General features: G+C 69.2%; 13 protein-coding genes. 5 read left to right on the top strand and 8 right to left on the bottom strand.

Annotation, left to right across the window (positions count from 1 at the left end; all coding sequences use genetic code 11):
* Positions 1–177: 177 nt before the first annotated feature.
* The 3 genes from ACXKZB_RS02900 to ACXKZB_RS02890 all read left to right on the top strand — a co-directional run bounded on the left by ACXKZB_RS02900 (position 178) and on the right by ACXKZB_RS02890 (position 3,020).
* Positions 178–597 carry a pilus assembly protein CpaE gene (locus ACXKZB_RS02900; protein WP_488824634.1) on the top strand — a complete coding sequence of 140 codons (420 nt, stop codon included), beginning with the start codon at positions 178–180 and terminating at the stop codon, positions 595–597.
* Positions 598–692: 95 nt separating this feature from the next.
* Positions 693–1,523 (top strand): aldo/keto reductase, encoded by an 831-nt coding sequence (locus ACXKZB_RS02895; RefSeq protein WP_488824633.1) that lies wholly within the window; start codon positions 693–695, stop codon positions 1,521–1,523.
* 111 nt (positions 1,524–1,634) lie between these two features.
* Positions 1,635–3,020 carry a GntR family transcriptional regulator gene (locus tag ACXKZB_RS02890; protein ID WP_488824632.1) on the top strand — a complete coding sequence of 462 codons (1,386 nt, stop codon included), beginning with the start codon at positions 1,635–1,637 and terminating at the stop codon, positions 3,018–3,020.
* Positions 3,021–3,084: 64 nt separating this feature from the next.
* Here the strand turns inward: ACXKZB_RS02890 and ACXKZB_RS02885 are convergent, their stop codons facing one another.
* The 7 genes from ACXKZB_RS02885 to ACXKZB_RS02855 form a co-directional block, all read right to left on the bottom strand.
* Complete coding sequence (locus tag ACXKZB_RS02885) at positions 3,085–5,154, bottom strand: Ig-like domain-containing protein (RefSeq protein WP_488824631.1); 2,070 nt, start codon at positions 5,152–5,154, stop codon at positions 3,085–3,087.
* A gap of 156 nt (positions 5,155–5,310) precedes the next feature.
* Complete coding sequence (locus ACXKZB_RS02880; RefSeq protein ID WP_488824630.1) at positions 5,311–6,456, bottom strand: class I SAM-dependent methyltransferase; 1,146 nt, start codon at positions 6,454–6,456, stop codon at positions 5,311–5,313.
* 34 nt (positions 6,457–6,490) lie between these two features.
* Positions 6,491–6,901, bottom strand: a complete 411-nt coding sequence (locus tag ACXKZB_RS02875; RefSeq protein ID WP_488825947.1) for a heat shock protein transcriptional repressor HspR — start codon at positions 6,899–6,901, stop codon at positions 6,491–6,493.
* A gap of 184 nt (positions 6,902–7,085) precedes the next feature.
* Entirely contained in the window at positions 7,086–8,093 is a 1,008-nt protein-coding gene (locus tag ACXKZB_RS02870; RefSeq protein WP_488824629.1) for a DnaJ C-terminal domain-containing protein, read from the bottom strand.
* Between the two features lie 23 nt (positions 8,094–8,116).
* On the bottom strand, positions 8,117–8,758 hold the full coding sequence (locus ACXKZB_RS02865; protein ID WP_488824628.1) for a nucleotide exchange factor GrpE: 642 nt from the start codon (positions 8,756–8,758) through the stop codon (positions 8,117–8,119).
* Positions 8,759–10,621, bottom strand: coding sequence for a molecular chaperone DnaK (gene dnaK, locus ACXKZB_RS02860; protein WP_488824627.1), 1,863 nt, complete (start codon positions 10,619–10,621; stop codon positions 8,759–8,761). It abuts the gene before it with no gap.
* 259 nt (positions 10,622–10,880) lie between these two features.
* Positions 10,881–11,108 carry a hypothetical protein gene (locus ACXKZB_RS02855; protein ID WP_488824626.1) on the bottom strand — a complete coding sequence of 76 codons (228 nt, stop codon included), beginning with the start codon at positions 11,106–11,108 and terminating at the stop codon, positions 10,881–10,883.
* A gap of 367 nt (positions 11,109–11,475) precedes the next feature.
* Between ACXKZB_RS02855 and ACXKZB_RS02850 the strand changes: the two genes are divergently transcribed.
* Positions 11,476–15,813 (top strand): Ig-like domain-containing protein, encoded by a 4,338-nt coding sequence (locus ACXKZB_RS02850; RefSeq protein WP_488824625.1) that lies wholly within the window; start codon positions 11,476–11,478, stop codon positions 15,811–15,813.
* A 132-nt stretch (positions 15,814–15,945) separates the two neighbouring features.
* Here ACXKZB_RS02850 and ACXKZB_RS02845 read toward each other — a convergent pair whose 3' ends face one another.
* A complete protein-coding gene (locus ACXKZB_RS02845; RefSeq protein WP_488824624.1) occupies positions 15,946–16,413 on the bottom strand; it encodes a DUF3060 domain-containing protein in 468 nt (155 codons plus the stop codon).
* 98 nt (positions 16,414–16,511) lie between these two features.
* On the opposite strand from ACXKZB_RS02845, the gene ACXKZB_RS02840 reads away from it, so the two are divergent.
* The gene (locus ACXKZB_RS02840; protein ID WP_488824623.1) at positions 16,512–17,657 is read left to right on the top strand and encodes a glycosyltransferase; all 1,146 of its coding nucleotides are present in this window, start codon (positions 16,512–16,514) and stop codon (positions 17,655–17,657) included.
* Positions 17,658–17,679 lie beyond the last annotated feature (22 nt).

Genomic DNA, 17,679 nt, shown 5'->3' with positions numbered 1-17,679 from the left:
GCCCGCCCCGCGGCCGGTTGGTCGGCCTGGAGGCGCGGCACCGGTTGTCCGGGCGTCGTCACGTCGCGCGCGCGATCGGGTGGCGCTCGCGCGTGGGGGTGCTCGGCGATGCTAGTACGGGATGCTTTCGGCAACCTATGTGGTGACAGCGTGGGGCCGCGCGTGCAGGGTGGGAACGTGATCACCGTTGCACTCGCCAGGTCCCTCCGCGACGCCGGCCTCCGCTGGCACCCCGAGACGGGCGACCGGTTCGTCATCGACAAGCCCGAGGTGGACGAGGACGTCTACACGGTCTCCGAGATGACCGTCGAACGCCACGACTCCCCCTCCGGCACGATCCTCGGCTTCAACGGGACCACCGAGTGGGCGCTCGACTCCGTGACCGCGTCGGAGTCGCTCTGGCTGCCGCGCGAAGACCAGCTGCGCGAACTCCTCGGGCCGTCGTTCATCGGGTTGACGCGGGTGGCGGCGGGAGGACGAGTGGTGTTCACGGTGACCGCGACGATCGGCGGTGTCGACCGGAGCTTCGCCTCGGAGACCCCCGCGATCGCCTACGGCCAGGCGTTGCAGGCGTACATCGCGGCCGCGCTGTCCTGAGCGGCGGACCCGCTCGTCCCGAGCGGCACGCCCGGGGTCGCCGATCCTGGACGTTGCCGGAATGCGCGCTGAGGGGCGTTTGGTTGCATGACACCATGACCGTTCCGAACATCACCCTGAACGACGGCAAGACCATCCCGCAGCTCGGCTTCGGTGTCTTCCAGATCGACCCCTCCGAAACGAAGGCCGCCACGCTGGCTGCGCTCGAGGTCGGCTACCGCCACATCGACACCGCCGAGATGTACGGCAACGAGAAAGAGGTCGGCGAGGCCATCGCCGAGTCCGGGATCCCGCGCGAGGAGATCTTCGTCACCTCGAAGCTGAACAACGGTTTCCACGCGCCCGAGGCCGCGCTGGAGAACGGCAAGAAGTCGGCGGACCTGCTCGGTGGCTACACCGACCTGTTCCTCATCCACTGGCCGCTGCCCACCGTCTCGGACTTCGTGCCGACGTGGAAGGCGTTCGAGCAGCTCTACGCTGCCGGCACCGCCCGCAGCATCGGCGTGAGCAACTTCCAGGCACACCACCTGCGCCGCCTGCGAGCCGAGACGGACGTCCCGCCGGCCGTGAACCAGATCGAGGTGCACCCGTACCTCGCCCAAGACGAGCTCCGCGCCGTGAACAGCGAACTCGGCATCGCGACCGAGGCGTGGTCCCCGATCGCCCAGGGCCTCGTGCTCGACGACGAGACCATCACCCGCATCGCCGGCGCCGTCGGCAAGAGCCCGGCGCAGGTCGTCCTCCGCTGGCACATCCAGCGCGGCGACATCGTGTTCCCGAAGTCGGTCACGCGTGCCCGTGTCGAGGAGAACTTCGCGATCTTCGACTTCGAGCTCTCCGACGAGGACATGACGGACATCACGACGCTCGACAAGGGCCACCGCACCGGTCCGGACCCCGACACGTTCGACTACGTGCCGGCCTGATCACCGGTCCCACACGACGAAGCCGCTCGGTCCGCCCGGGCGGCTTCGTCGTGGCCGGACCGGCGGCCTGGTCGCCGTCGGACGGATACGCTGCTGAGCGGAGGGGTGCCCATGCCGACAGACGGTCCGCACGACGACGGCTGGACGCCGGCGTTCGGCGACGCGTACCGGACCGTGCTCGGCGCGATCCGCGACGGCTCCCTCGCTCGCGACGTCGACCACGACGAGTTGGCGGTGTCCGGCCGTCTCGACCTCGACCCGACCGTCATGCACGGCGCCCTCGAGCGCCTGGCCGACCTCGGCATCGTCGAGTTCGTCGCCGACTCAGCGGTCCGGTTCGGCGCGCTCTCCGAGTCCGCGTGGATCGACAACGGGTGGCTGCTCATCGGTCTGATGGAAGGCGTGATGCGCTCCGCGCTGCCGGCGCTGATCGAGGCGGACGCCGCCGACCAGGCCGCCGTCGGCGAAGCGCTCCGCCGTGCTGCGAGTCTCCGGACGCCGGAGCTCGACGGAGCGTTCTGGGCCTCCCTGCGATTCTGGATCGACCGCACCCCCAACCGAGTGCTCGCACGCCTCAGCGCCCGCGCCCTGGAGCGGGTCCGTTTCGGGACCGTGCGGACCGTGCCCTTCCGAGCCACCGACGTCGACGCGTGGGTCGCGAGCGCGCAGCAGGCCGTGCGCTACCGCGAACCCGCCTCGGCCGAACGCGCCGCGCACGTGCTCGCTCGACTGTGGGAGGCCCAGCTCGTCGCCGCAGCGACCGATCTCAGCGGCTGGCCAGGAGGACCGCTCGCCGCGGCGGAGGCGGCGAGCGCGGCGAGCGCGGCGGACGGAGCTCCGGACTGGGCGACCTGGACGCCGGACGACCTGTGGTGGGACCTGCTCGCGTTGGTGCGCGACGGCACGCTCGAGCGCGACCGGACGTACCGCGCACCCGAGATCGCCGCACGGCTGCGGCAGCCCGTCCGGACACTGATGCCCCTGTTCCGGCGGCTCGAACTGATGGGCCTCGTCACGACCCGCCCGGACGATCCAGAGGGCATCCGGCTCACGCGCCCCGGCGTGCAGCACTGGGTCGACTCGCTGCAGCTCTGCTCGACACTCGCGGAGATGTGCGCGCGGTGGTGCATCCCCACCCTGGATGCCGATGCGCGGGCCGAGGTGCGTGGTGTGGTCGCCGTGCTCCGGCGACAGGCTCGGATCCGCGACTACGGCTACACGGTGACCATGGTCGAGCTGTCCCGCGTCCTGAGCACGTACACGCCGAACCGGTGGATCGCCGGGAACCTCCGCGTGGCGCTCAGCCGCCTCGCGTTCGTCTTCGACGAGGCCCCGCCCTTCCGGCAGTGGGACGTCGACGACGTCTTCGCATTGCTCGACCAGGCGATCGCGACCGGTGACGCCGTGTCCGCGACCGAGGCGATGCACGCGCTGGGCATCCGGTACGACATGCACATCGTCGAGGTCACCGGCCGCATGGACACATCAGCACCCTGAGAGCCACGGCGCACGCGCGTCGGACCGGGCTGCACGACGCGCGCCGTGCAGCCCGGTCGTCGGGTCAGACGTCCGTCCCAGCGTCCCGCCGCCGACGCGCGAGCAACAGGACCGTCCCCAGCGAGGCGAGTCCGAGCCCGAGCACGGCCGCGACGAGCACCCCGTCCGCGCCGGTCCAGGCAAGTCGTGCCGGTCCGTCGGCCGACGGACCGTGCGGGGTCCCCCCGACGGTCAGCCCTGCGTCGCCAGGACCCGCCCCCGTTGCCGCACCCGCCACGGCGGACGGTGTCGGCTCGGCGGCGTCGGTCGGCTCCGGCGTCGGGACCGGGGTCCTGGTCGGACCCGGCGTCGGCGTCGGCGACGCGGTCGGCGTCGGGTCCGGGTCGGGCGTCGGCGACGCGGTCGGCGTCGGGTCCGGGTCGGGCGTCGGCGCCGCGGACGGCGTCGGGTCCGGGTCCGGGTCCGGGTCCGGGTCCGGCTCGATCTCCACCCGCACGAACGCCGAGGCGACCTGCCCGGCGTTCGTCGTGACCTCGTACCGCACCGGCTTCGCCACCCCGCTGAAGCCGTCCTCCGGCGTGAAGGTCACCCGCCCCTGGTCGTCGGCGACGTACGTGCCCTCGCCGGGGACCCGCAGCCGCTTGCCGTCCTCGGAGAGCTCGGCCCCCTCGATCCCGTCGTCGGTCAGCCGCAGCGACCCGAGGTCGGCACCGCTGCCGTCGAGCGCGTCGTTCCCCACGACGTCCACGACCACGGGTTCGCCCTGCTGTCCGGTCACCGAGTCGTCCGCGGCGACGGCGTCCGGCAGCACCACGTCGAACGCGATCACGTCGGAGTTGTTCGTCAGGTCGACGTCACTCACGGAGCCGTCACGCGCCACGGCTGCCAGCCCCTCGTCGAAGCGGCCGGAGGTGAAGTCGGTGACGCTCTCCGCCGGCGCCGAGTACTTCCCGGTCCGGGTCGTCACCGGCACGGTCCCGCGCGCCAGCAGGACGACCTGCCCGCCGGGCGGCGCCGTCCAGTCGGTCGCAACGGTGCCCTCGCCCTGCGTCGAACCGCACGTCGCGCCGTCAGTGGCCTCGCACGACCAGGTGATGTCCTCGAGCGGCAGATCGCCGGTCAGCGCCGTCGTCCGCGCCACGGCGTCGGCGGGGCCGCCGATCGTGGCCGGGCCGTTGTTGACCGAGCGAACGCGGAACGACACCTCGTCACCCGCGGTCACCGGTCCCTCGGTGTCGACCGATGCCGTGGTCACGACGTCCGTGGGCTGCGTGGCCCGGACGTTGCGGATCTCGTGGAACTCGGCTCGCCCGCCCGTCGACGCGCTGAACCCGAACCGCATCCGGTCGGGCAGCGCCGTCGCCGGCAGGTCAGTCGAGATGAGGTGGTGCAGTTCTGCCGGCTCCGAGCCGACCGGTGTGGGGTCCGACATCGTGACGATCGCCGTGATCCCGCCCGCATCTCGTGGCACGACGTCGACCTTGACGTGCCGGTACGTCGCGGTCTCCGCAGTGACGCCACGGTCCTCGAGGAACCCGTCCCCGCGGTTCCCCGTTGTCCCCAGGACCGGGTAGCACTGGGCTTCGGCGCCGCGGACGGTGACGGCGTTCTGGACGAAGTCGGGCAACGCGAAGTTGCCGAACCGGTCGAACCCGACGCCGACGACCCCGCCGTCGAGTCCGGCCGAGCACGCCGATCGGCCGTCGAAGTAGCCGAGGCCGCCGCCCACCGGTCCGATCGAGTCGAGCGGCACCGACGCATCCTGCAGGAAGAACCCGATCCCGTCCGCGTAGCCGGTGTCCTCCGGGCTCCACATCCGCTGGTCGAACTCGACGGTCAGCCCGTGGCTGGAGTCGTACGGCACCTCGTTGTACACGGCCGAGGCCATGTACTTGACGTTGTCGGTCATCCGGAGCCACTTGCCGGCCGAACCGTTCTCGACGATCGCCGCCTGCTGGTCGTTCGATGCGATGCGTGCCCATCCCGGCGGCATCGTGGTGCCGACGGGCAGGTCGACGAACGGGTCACGGATCGGGAACGGGTCGACCGCGTGCGCCGGTGCGGCATCGGTCACCACGCCGGCGCCGGCGATGAGCGCTCCGAACGCGACGATCGGCACGAGTGCGATGGTCACGATCGTGTGCGGCGGTCGCGTCCGGGGTGGGCGGACACGGGGCGGACGAGTGTGCATGGGAGTCCTCTCTGACAGTGCAGGAGACGACTGTGCACGGGCGACGGACTGACCCGCAAGTATTATCCGTACGATATCCCGAGTTCGGTATGTCGGAGGTCAGTGCGATGCCGCCACGGACGCCGTGACCGTGAACTTCGGGGTCCGCAAGACCTGCCGCGTCGGCCCGACCAGGCGCTCCAGCACGGGTCGGTAGCGCAGGTGTCCGTTCCAGACGCACCACAGCTCACCGCCGGCCTGGAGGATCGTGGCCGCGTTCCGGAACATCGCCTCGGCCGCGTCCGTGGTCACCGTCGTGTCGGCGTGGAACGGCGGGTTGCAGAGCACCAGCTGGGCGGACCCGCTGGCGAGCTCGTCGCCGGCGTCGGTCCGCACCGCGGTCACCCGGTCGCCGACCCCGTTCGCCTCGGCCGTCGCGCGCGTCGACGCCACCGCGATCCGCGACACGTCCGTCGCGATGACCCGGACGTTCGGTCGACGCAGGGCGACGGCCGCGGCGATGACACCGTTGCCGCTCCCGAGGTCGACGACGGTGCGCGCCGTCGGCACCGCATCGTCCATCGCGCCGAGCAGCACCCTGGTCCCCTGGTCGAGCGACGTCCCCGCGAACACGCCGCCGTGCGCGACGAGCGTCATGCCGAGGTCGTCGACGTGCACCGACCGCGGCCACGGGTTCGTCGCAGCCGCGCGGTTCGCCTGGGCGCGCAACGGATCCTGCGCGATGAGCAAGCGCGACTTCCCCCGCCCGCGCGAGGCCGTGACCTCGCCGAACGAGCGGCGCAGCACGTCGTTCTGCGACAGGTTCATGTACTTCACGTTGCCGCCGCACAGCAGGACGACGTCGGGAGCCGCGAACCGCGCCACCGCGCGGGCGATCTCGTCGAGCCGGTCGTGCGACTTCGACAGCCGCAGGACCACGAGTCGGACGTTGCGGAACGCGTCCTCGAGCGAGTCCGGGTGGTGGAACCCACGCAGGCCGAACGTCCCGGCGTTCGCCTCGAGCGCCCGCTCTCCCACGAGGGAGTCCTGCACGACCCGGATGTCCGAGGCGCCGTACTGCGTGATGAGCCCGAGCGTCAGGACTCCGAGGCGATCGTCGACGACCGCGACCTCGCCGGGCTGTCGGAGCGCATCGCCGTGCACGTGCGGTGCCTCGTCGATGAGGAACCGGTCGGTGCCGTCGATCGCGATGAGGTCCGGAGCGGAGTCGTCACGGCGGCGGAAGAGGTCGGCGAAGTCTGGCACCGCGTCAGCGTACCGATGACGGTCCGGGTTCCGGTCAGTGCGGCCCGCGGTACAGCACGATCTGGGTGTTCCGCTGCGGCCGCATCCCAGCGCGCAACGACACCGCGGCACCCGTGGTCGTCGCCGCGAACACGCGTGCGCCGGGACGGTTGATGAGCTGGTCGGCCAGCGCCGACTCGAGCTCGCGGACCCGGTCGCGGAGTTCCTTGTTCTCGTTCTCCAGGTCGAGCACCCGCCGGATCCCCTCCAGCGACACCCCCTCGGAGCCGAGGCGCGCGATCTCGCGCAGCTGCGCGACGTCGCGCATGGAGTAGCGGCGGGACCCGCCGCGGGTCCGGCCCGGTACGACCAGGCCGAGTCGGTCGTACTGGCGCAGCGTCTGCGGGTGCATCTCCGCGAGTTCCGCCGCGCTCGCGATCGCGAAGACGGGCGAGTTCTCGTCCATGTCGGTCATGGCGTGTTCCTTCCCTCGGTCGCGTAGTGGTGGAAACCACCCTGGAGGCCCGGTGCGGCTTCCTGACGGAGCCGCGCCGTGCCTCTCCCCACCGGCACGGCCGGCCCGCCGCTTCGCGACGGGCCGGTACCGGCGGCGTGGGCCCGGCCGGGTCTACTGCTGTGCTCGCGTGACGCTAGTCGCGCGCTTTGGCGAGGAGGTCCTCGCGCGGGTTCTCGTCGGGCAGCGCGGCCGCGAGCGCCTCGACGGCCTCGCGCTGCTTGTCCGACAGGTGCGACGGCACCGCGACCTGGACGGTCGCGAGCAGGTCGCCCGTGCCGTTCTTCGTCGCGACGCCGCGGCCCTTGACGCGCAGGACACGACCCGAGGGCGTGCCGGGAGCGACCTTGAGCTTGACGGTCGAACCGCCGAGCGTCGGGACCTCGATCGTCGCGCCGAGGGCTGCCTCGACGAACGTCACGGGGACGTCCAGTCGCAGGTTGAGCCCGTCGCGCTCGAACACCGGGTGCTTGCGGACCGAGACGGCGACCACCAGGTCACCGGCCTCGCCGCCGTCGGGCGAGGGTTCCCCGCGACCACGCAACCGGATCTTCTGGCCGTCCGCGACCCCGGCGGGGATCCGGACGTTCACCGGACGACCGTTGCCCTGCGACAGCTTGACGGTGTCGCCGGCGATCGCGGTGGTGAAGTCGAGCGTCGTCGACGCCGTGACGTCGCGACCCTTCGTCGGCCCACCGAAACCGCGGTACCCGCCGGAGGTCTGGCCGAAGCCACCACCGCCGCCGAACATCCCGCCGAGGATGTCCTCGAAGCCGCTGGCCCCGCCCGGGCCGCCCTGGCCGAAGCGGACACGCTGTCCGCCACCGCCCTGCTGCCCGAACATGCCGCCGAAGACGTCCTCGAAGCCACCGCCCTGTCCCCCGCCGCCCGCTGTGAAGCGGGCGCCGGAGCCCATGGCGCGGACCTGGTCGTACTCCTGGCGCTGCTCCTTGTCGGAGAGCACCGAGTAGGCCTCGCTGATCTCCTTGAAGCGGTTCTCCGCCGCGGCGTCACCCGGGTTGGAGTCCGGGTGGAACTGCCGAGCGAGCTTCCGGTAGGTCTTCTTCAGCTCGGCCTCCGACGCGTCCTTCGACACTCCGAGGACCTTGTAGAAGTCCTTGTCGAACCAGTCCTGACTGGCCACTGGTACCTACCTTCCGTTCCGGCTCAGGCCGGGACCGCCACCGCGACCTTGGCCGCACGGAGCACGCGCTCGCCGAGCTTGTAGCCCGGCTCGACGACGTCCGCCACGGTCTGGCCGGTGGCACCCGGGGTCGGGAGCTGGACGATGGCCTCGTGGATGTTCGGGTCGAAGGTCTCACCCTTCTCGCCGATCTGCACGAGCTTGAACTTCTCGAAGCCCCCGCGGATCTTCTGGCCGATGACCTGCATCGGCCCCTCGGCGAGGTCACCGTGGGCCTCGGCCCGGGTGAGGTCGTCGAGCGCCGGCAGCAGGGCCCGCACCACTTCGGCGATGGCGACCTCGCGGTTCGCCTCGCGGTCGCGCTCGACGCGCTTCCGGAAGTTCACCAGCTCGGCCTGCGCACGGAGCATGTCGGCACGCATCTCGGCCACGAGGTCGCGGTCCGCGGAGGACAGGTTGTCCTCGGCGATGCCGCGAGCGGCGTCGGCCAGGAGTGCCTCGTCCTCGGGGGAGAGGTCGGTGGCACCCCCTGCCGGCGCGTCCGTCGGGACCTCGACGTCGGGGCCTTCGGCCTCGATGAGGTCCTCCGGCTGCTCCGCGTTGGTGGCGTCCCCTTCGACCTGGGGTTCGTCCTCGTTGGGGACGTTGTCCTTCGGGTCCGTCATCTACTTCTTGTCCTTGTCGTCCTCGTCGTCCACGACCTCGGCGTCGACGATGTCCTCGTCGTCCTGCGCTGCCTGGTCGGCGGTGGGCTGCTCGCCAGTCGGGGCGCCAGCGTCCTGCTGGGAGTAGATCGCCTGACCGAGCTTGCCCTGCGACTCGTTGAGCTTGTCGAACGCGGTCTTCACGGCCTCGTCGTCCTCACCCGCGAGCGCGGACTTCAGCGCGTCGACGTCGGCCTGCACCTCGGACTTGACGTCCTCGGGGAGCTTGTCGTCGTTCTCCTTGATGAGCTTCTCGATCGAGTAGACGAGCTGCTCGGCCTGGTTGCGACGCTCGTTCGCCTCACGGCGAGCCTTGTCCTCGGCCGCGTGCTCCTCGGCCTCACGGACCATGCGCTCGATGTCCTCCTTCGGCAGCGACGAGCCGCCGGAGATGACCATCGACTGCTCCTTGCCGGTGCCCTTGTCCTTCGCGGACACGTGCACGATGCCGTTGGCGTCGATGTCGAACGTGACCTCGACCTGGGGCACGCCACGGGGAGCCGGCGCGATGCCGGTGAGCTCGAACGTGCCGAGCGGCTTGTTGTCGCGGGTGAACTCGCGCTCGCCCTGGAAGACCTGGATCGCGACCGACGGCTGGTTGTCGTCAGCGGTCGTGAAGGTCTCGCTCCGCTTGGTCGGGATCGCGGTGTTGCGGTCGATGAGCTTCGTCATCAGGCCGCCCTTGGTCTCGATGCCGAGCGACAGCGGCGTGACGTCGATGAGCAGGACGTCCTTGCGCTCGCCCTTCAGCACGCCAGCCTGCAGTGCGGCGCCGACGGCGACGACCTCGTCCGGGTTGACGCCCTGGTTCGGCGACTTGCCACCGGTGAGCTGCTTGACGACCTCGGCCACAGCGGGCATGCGGGTCGAGCCACCGACGAGCACGACGTGCGCGATCTCGTTGACCGAGACACCGGCTTCCTTGATGACGTCGTTGAACGGCTTCTTCGTGCGGTCGAGCAGGTCGGAGGTCATCTGCTCGAACTGCGCGCGAGAGATGGTCTCGTCGAGGTTGAGCGGACCCTCGGCCGTGAGCGTCAGGTACGGGAGCTGGATGTTCGCCGACATCTGCGACGACAGTTCCTTCTTCGCCTGCTCGGCGGCTTCCTTCAGACGCTGCTTGGCGATCTTGTCCGTGGACAGGTCGACGCCGTGCTCGTCCTTGAACTTCTTGATCAGGTAGTCGACGATGCGCTGGTCCCAGTCGTCGCCACCGAGGCGGTTGTCACCGGAGGTCGCGCGCACCTGGATCGTCGAGAAGTCGTCGTCCTTGCCCACCTCGAGCAGGGAGACGTCGAACGTGCCGCCACCGAGGTCGAAGACAAGGATGAGCTCGTCTTCCTTGCCCTTGTCGAGGCCGTAGGCAAGCGCGGCAGCGGTCGGCTCGTTGATGATGCGCAGGACGTTGAGGCCGGCGATCTCACCGGCGTCCTTCGTGGCCTGGCGCTCGGCGTCGTTGAAGTACGCCGGCACGGTGATCACCGCGTCGGTGACGTCCTCACCGAGGTACTGCTCGGCGTCGCGCTTGAGCTTGCCGAGGGTACGGGCCGAGATCTCCTGCGGCGTGTACTTCTTGCCGTCGATCTCGACGGTCCAGTCAGTACCGATGTGGCGCTTGACCGACGCGATGGTGCGGTCGACGTTGGTCACGGCCTGGCGCTTCGCGGTCTCGCCGACCAGCACCTCGCCGTCCTTCGTGAACGCGACGATCGACGGGGTGGTCCGGAGGCCCTCGGCGTTGGCGATGACGGTGGGCTCGCCGCCCTCGAGAACGCTGACGACCGAGTTGGTGGTTCCGAGGTCGATGCCTACTGCACGTCCCATGTGTGGTGCTCCTTCTTGCTCGAGGTAAGTCGTTGGACTTGCGTCCGATGGACTCAACTCTACTCGGGACCGCGGCGGCGTCAACCCAGGGAGGCAGAAGTTGCGTCGATCCCACTCAACTCCCAGCGAGCAACGTTGCGCGGACCTATGTATCTCACGTGATATTCTGAATACACATGCCGCGACGGTCGCCGTCGCCCGCGTGCTTCCCTCCCGCACAGCCGCCGTCGCGCGGCCTGTCCTGAAAGATGCACATGTCTCACAAGAAGAGGGCCTCGACGGCCTTCAAGTCCATCGGTGCGGCCGGGCTGGCCGCCGCCACCATCGTCTCGGGGTTGTCGTTCGGCTCGCCCGCAAGAGCGTCCGCCCCGATCTCATCTGAAAGACCCGAAGGTTCGATACTCGAAGGCAGCTCTAAGCAAGCGGCGCCCTCGAGCCGCGCGGTACGCGCTTTGTTCGACAGCGGTAACGGGAAGTACATGTACATGAGCAAACCGGGCTACCGCGCATGGCAGTACACGTCGGACCGTAACTTTGCCACGATCGAGATGCCCTTCCCTGAGCCCGGGGAAACCACCCAGGTCAAAAGCTCTGGAGTTGCCTTGTGCGGGGCGCCACAAACAATGATCTTCTCAATCATCTATTCCGACTTGTGCAACGGCGGCGCCTACTACACGGACAGGTGGTCGATGACTACAGAAGGGAAGTTGTACTTCACAAAGAATGGGACGCGCTACTACACTGGAAAGGATATTGTCCCCTACATCGACCCCGTCAATGGGGACTCACACGTCGCGCCGCGATTGACAACGAATCCGGACGACGCAGGTCGGCTTGTAGATTTGCAAACACCCTTGGCCGCTCGCATCGAGAAGATCAACAACTTGGCGAGGACGGCGGTGGTGTCGGGCACGGCGACGCCGAAGGGTACCGTCACGATCGGCAGCAAGACCGTGAACGTAGCGGACAGCGGAGTCTGGTCGATGACGGTCGAAGGACTGTCCGCTGGTTCGAACTCGCTCACTGCGGTGCAGAAGGTCGACAACGTCAAGATTGACGAAAAGCCCCTCACAGTAACGATCGTGGAGGGTGGCACCGTCGTCGGTGTCGACCAGGGCCCGGTCGAGTTGACGCGCAGCGAGAGCACGCGGCTGCCGATGATCGTGCAGAACAACGAGTCCCGCGCGAACTGGGACGGCACCGTCGTCCTGAACGCGCCGGAGGGCACCACGTTCGATGGGCAGACCCGCATCGACGCGAGCTGGCGTCCTGTCGGGGGCGCCGCGTGGAGTCCGATCACCTCGATGCCGCTGACGAACGGCCGCTTGTCCAACAATGACAAGACGATCACGTTCGACGCGAAGTGGACCGAGAACCACGGAGCGCCGGAGCAGTACCGGTACATGGTGAACGTCACCGCGGACCAGGACGCCGCTGCGGGCGCGGGCCAGATGGGCTTCGTGTTCGCCGGCAACAGCTCCAAGGGGGACTTCCGCGCCCAGGGGAAGACGACCACGAACCTCGAGGTCGCGCAGCGTGAGCTGACGGCTGCGGTTGACTCGGTCGACCACGCTGCCGGCAGCGCGGTCCTCAAGGGCACGGCGACGCCGGGCGCGACCATCGCCGTCGGCGAGCAGAGCACGACCGCGAACGACGACGGCGACTGGAGCCTCGAGGTCACCGGCCTGGAGTCGGGCCCGAACAGCCTGCTCGTGGAGCAGAAGCTCGGCAACGAGACCGTTGATTCGAAGCCGGTCACGGTCACGATCAACGACGCTGCGATCGTCGGGCAGGACGGCCCCGCCGCAACGCTCGAGCGTGGTGAGCGAACCAAGGTGCAAGCACTGTTCGAGACCAAGGGTGACGTCTCGCGTCCGGATGCGCAGGTGACGTTCACCGCGCCCGAGGGCACCACGTTCGCCGAAGGGCAGAACACCATCGAGGGCTCCTACAAGAAGCTTGGCGAGGACTGGGCGAACCGTTCTGCGACCCTCACCGGTGGGGATCTGTCGATGGACGGCAAGACGTACACCTACACGTTCAAGCCGACCAGCGGCACCTGGACGCTCCCGGACGCGTCCCTGCTGCGGTGGGACATCGACGTCGTGACCCCTGCGGATGCTGCCGAGGGCACGTCCTCGATGACCACGAAGCTCGAGGGCACCGCTGTGGAGGGGTCCTTCAACACTTCCAGCAGCACGCGGACCACGATCGAGTCGGCGGAAGCGCCTGCTCCGGCGCCGCTGGTCGTCACCACGCCCGCGGACGGCTCGACGGTCGACCAGAAGCGTCCGGTGTTCTCCGGCACCGGTGACGAGGGCGCGACGATCGAGGTGCGCGACGAGGACGACACCCTGATCGGGACCACGACCGTCACCGACGGCACCTGGTCTGTCCCCGCGAACACGGACATCGCTGATGGCCCGCACGACTTCGTCGTCACGCAGAAGCCGCTGCAGGGCGAGTCGTCGACGGCGCCCGTGTCCTTCATCGTCGCGACGAACCCGCTGACGACGGAGCTGACCGCGGACGGTCGATTCCTGCCGGACTACACCAAGCCTGCCGAGATCTTCGGCGACGCGACCACCGGCGCGACCGTCATCGTGCGGGACAGTCTGAACAACGAGGTCGGCCGCACCGAGGCTGTGGACGGCAAGTACGTCATCCCGGTTCCCCCCTCGTTCGCCCGTCCGGGTGTGAACGACTTCACGGTCACGCAGACCAAGGACGGCACCACGTCCCCCGCAGAGAACGTGTCCCTGGACTACGGAACCCCGCAGCCCATCCGGATCACCAGCCCCGCGAACGGTGCGACCGTCAACAAGAACGGGCTGACCTTCACCGGTACCGGTGACGAGGATGCCCGCATCGATGTCCGTGGCAGTGTCCGCGCAATCGCGACCGGTACCGTCAAGGACGGTCGCTGGACTGCTCCGGTGACCGTGGACCTGTCGAACAACGTTTACAACCTCCGCGCGGTGCAGACCACCAAGGGTGGCCTCACCACCCAGGCGCCGATCACGATCACGATCACCGACGAGGCGCCGGTTGCTCCGCTGACCGCGACCGCCGCGTTCAACACAACGGACGAGAACCTGCCGGCCACGATGACGGGCACCGCGAACCCCGGCGCGACCGTCACGGTCAAGACCAAGGACGGCCAGCTGGTCGGCTCCACGGTCGCGATCAACGGCAGCTACACGATCACGATCCCCGCGAACAAGGCGCACTTCGGTGTCAACGAGTTCACCGTCACCCAGACTGTGAAGGGCACCGTCTCGCCCGCACTGGAGCGTTCCCTGGACTACGGCAACCCCGCAGCCCCCGTGATCACGTCCCCGGAGAACGGCGCGACCGTCACCAACGGCTCGATCCGCTTCACCGGCACCGGCGCGACCGGCGCGAAGCTCGATATGCGCGGCAACACGTCCTCCATCGGTGACACCAAGATCACCGACGGCGCGTGGACCGTGAACGTCACCCGCCAGCTCAACCCCAACCTCTACGCCCTCCACGCACTCCAGACCAGCAAGGGCGGCCTCACCCAGCGAGCCGACATCACCGTCACCGTCAAGAACGAGGCGCCGGTTGCTCCGCTGACCGCGACCGCCGCGTTCAACACAACGGACGAGAACCTGCCGGCCACGATGACGGGCACCGCGAACCCCGGCGCGACCGTCACGGTCAAGACCAAGGACGGCCAGCTGGTCGGCTCCACGGTCGCGATCAACGGCAGCTACACGATCACGATCCCCGCGAACAAGGCGCACTTCGGTGTCAACGAGTTCACCGTCACCCAGACTGTGAAGGGCACCGTCTCGCCCGCACTGGAGCGTTCCCTGGACTACGGCAACCCCGCAGCCCCCGTGATCACGTCCCCGGAGAACGGCGCGACCGTCACCAACGGCTCGATCCGCTTCACCGGCACCGGCGCGACCGGCGCGAAGCTCGATATGCGCGGCAACACGTCCTCCATCGGTGACACCAAGATCACCGACGGCGCGTGGACCGTGGACGTCACCCGCCAGCTCAACCCCAACCTCTACGCCCTCCACGCACTCCAGACCAGCAAGGGCGGCCTCACCCAGCGAGCCGACATCACCGTCACCGTCAAGAACGAGGCGCCGGTTGCTCCGCTGACCGCGACCGCCGCGTTCAACACAACGGACGAGAACCTGCCGGCCACGATGACGGGCACCGCGAACCCCGGCGCGACCGTCACGGTCAAGACCAAGGACGGCCAGCTGGTCGGCTCCACGGTCGCGATCAACGGCAGCTACACGATCACGATCCCGGCGAACAAGGCGCACTTCGGTGTCAACGAGTTCACCGTCACCCAGACTGTGAAGGGCACCGTCTCGCCCGCACTGGAGCGTTCCCTGGACTACGGCAACCCCGCAGCCCCCGTGATCACGTCCCCGGAGAACGGCGCGACCGTCACCAACGGCTCGATCCGCTTCACCGGCACCGGCGCGACCGGCGCGAAGCTCGATATGCGCGGCAACACGTCCTCCATCGGTGACACCAAGATCACCGACGGCGCGTGGACCGTGAACGTCACCCGCCAGCTCAACCCCAACCTCTACGCCCTCCACGCACTCCAGACCAGCAAGGGCGGACTGACCCAGCGAGCCGACATCACCGTTGTGGTGCGGAACGAGCAGATCACGGAGCTGACCGCGGCGGGCAAGTTCCCGGACGAGGTCGAGCAGGAGGCGTTCATCACGGGCGCGGCGCAGAACGGTGCCGACGTCATCGTGAAGGAGGGCTCCACCGTCATCGAGAGCGTCAAGGCCGTCGACAGCACCTACACCGTCCAGGTCCCCGCGACCGTCTCCGGTGAGCGCACCTTCACCGTCACCCAGACCGTCAAGGGCAAGGAGTCCGCTCCGAAGACCGTGACCCTGGACTACGGCACCCCCGCCGCGCTCACGATCACCTCTCCCCTGAACGGCGGGATCGTTCCGGGGAACCAGATCGTGTTCACCGGCACCGGTGAGCCCGACGCGAAGGTGGTCCTCAACGGCACTGTCAGCCGCCTCGGCTCCGCCACGGTGAACGACGAGGGTTCCTGGTCGATCACCGTCGACCGGACCCTGCGCCCGCAGGACTACACCCTGTTCACCAAGCAGATCACGAAGGGCAACCTCAACGGCCCCGCCGATCAGCGCACCATCACAGTGACGCAGTAACACCGACCAGCAACACCGAAGGGCGCCCCTCCACCAGGAGGGGCGCCCTTCCCACATCCCCGCGTGCACGTTCGGTCGGGGCAACGCAGAAGCCGCCGGCCTCAAGGCCGGCGGCTTCTGCAGAGGAGCGGGTCAGCGGGTGACGAAGACGTTCGCCGTGCCCTGGTCGTCGACCTTCGGCTTGTTGTCCGAGGTGACGCGGTTGCCGTCGGTCTCGACGCGCACCGAACCGACGGTCTTCGCAGAGACGTCGTTGATCGAACCCGAGACGACCAGCTTCTCGACGTTGCCGAGGTGCACCACGGCGTTGCCCGCCGTGATCTCCACCGACGCGCAGTCGCCGAGGGTGACGTCCTTGTTCGCCTGGTCGATGACGGCCTTGCCGTCCGTGCACTCGGCCTTCGTCTTCTCGATGTCGGCGGGCGGGTTGCTGAACTGCTCGCTGTCCGCCTTCGCCTTCGTGCTCGCACTCGCGCTCGGCTTGGCCGTTGTCTTGTCGGCGCCGTCCCCGGAGCAGGCAGTCAGTGCGCCGAGGACGCCGACGACGGCGAGCCCGGTGACGAGCAAGCGGCGGATCGGGGGGATGGGGGTCGTCATCATGACGGTTCCGTTCTCGTGGTGTGGGCGGTTGCGGGCACTCCGTCGAGCCCATGACATTCGTATGTCACGTTCTATACAATACGCGATATGCTGCATGTGTGACAAGCAACCCGCGGCCCGTGGTGGCCTTCCTCAGCCACAGTGCGGCTCGCTCAGGCGCCGAGCTCTTCGTCGCCCGCGTGACGGCCGCGAGCATCCGGATCGAACCGGTCGTCGTCCTCGGAGAGCACGGTCCACTCGAACAGGTACTGGCGAGCGCGGGGGTCCGGTACGAGGTGGTCGCGCTGGACGCCGCTGTCCGCCACCACGGCGTCGATGCCTCGAGCGGGCTGCTCACGAAGGCCGCGTCGACCATGCGCACGACCCGCGAACTCGTCCGCACCCTGCAGCGTTCGGGCGTCGACGTCATCACGACGCATTCCGCGAAGGCGCACGTCTACGGCGGCATCGCCGGACGACTCGCGGGGATCCCGGTCGTCGCCCATGCGCACGACGTCGTCGGCAGCACGGGGTCATCGCGAGCCAACACAGCGCTGCTCCGCACAGCCCTCGCGCTGCTCCCCCGCACCGTGATCGCGAACTCACGGACCACCGCGCGGTCACTCGGACGTCCGAGGCGGCAAGTGACCGTCATCGGTTGCCCGACAGCGGTGCCGGACGCCGTCCCACCACGGGCCGACACGGAGCCCACGATCGGCATGGTCGGGCGCCTGACCCCGTGGAAGGGGCAGGACGTCGTGCTCCGCGCGTTCGCCGCTGCTCGGGCAGCCGGCCTCGCACCCTCGACCCGCCTGCGGCTCGTCGGTGCGGCCCACTTCGGGGCTGACGAGGCGTTCGAGCGTGTGCTCCGCGGGCTCGCCACTGAGCTCGGCATCGCCGACATGGTGGACTTCCGCGGCCACCAGAGCGACGTGGTCGCCGAGATCGCCGCGTGCGACGTCGTCGTCCACGCCAGCACCCGCCCGGAACCGTTCGGCCAGGTCGTCATCGAGGCGATGGCACTCGGTCGACCCGTGATCGCCGCCGACGCGGGCGGCCCCGCCGAGGTCGTCACGGACGGCCACGACGGCCTGCTCGTCCCGCCCGGCGACGTCGAGGCGCTCGCGTCCGCCTTGGTGCGGCTGACGGCCGACCGGGAGGCCCGTGCCCGGCTCGCGGAGAACGGCCGTCAGACCGTCACGCGGTTCGCACTGCCCCATGTGGTCGCCCAGATCGAGGACGTCCTGCTCGCCGCCGCGCAATGACGCACGGCGACGGCACTGGACG

The sequence above is a fragment of the Curtobacterium sp. ABR8 genome (genome assembly GCF_057812125.1).
Note: the sequence above shows the minus strand (reverse complement) of the source record. Positions and strands in the feature narration are given on the sequence as shown.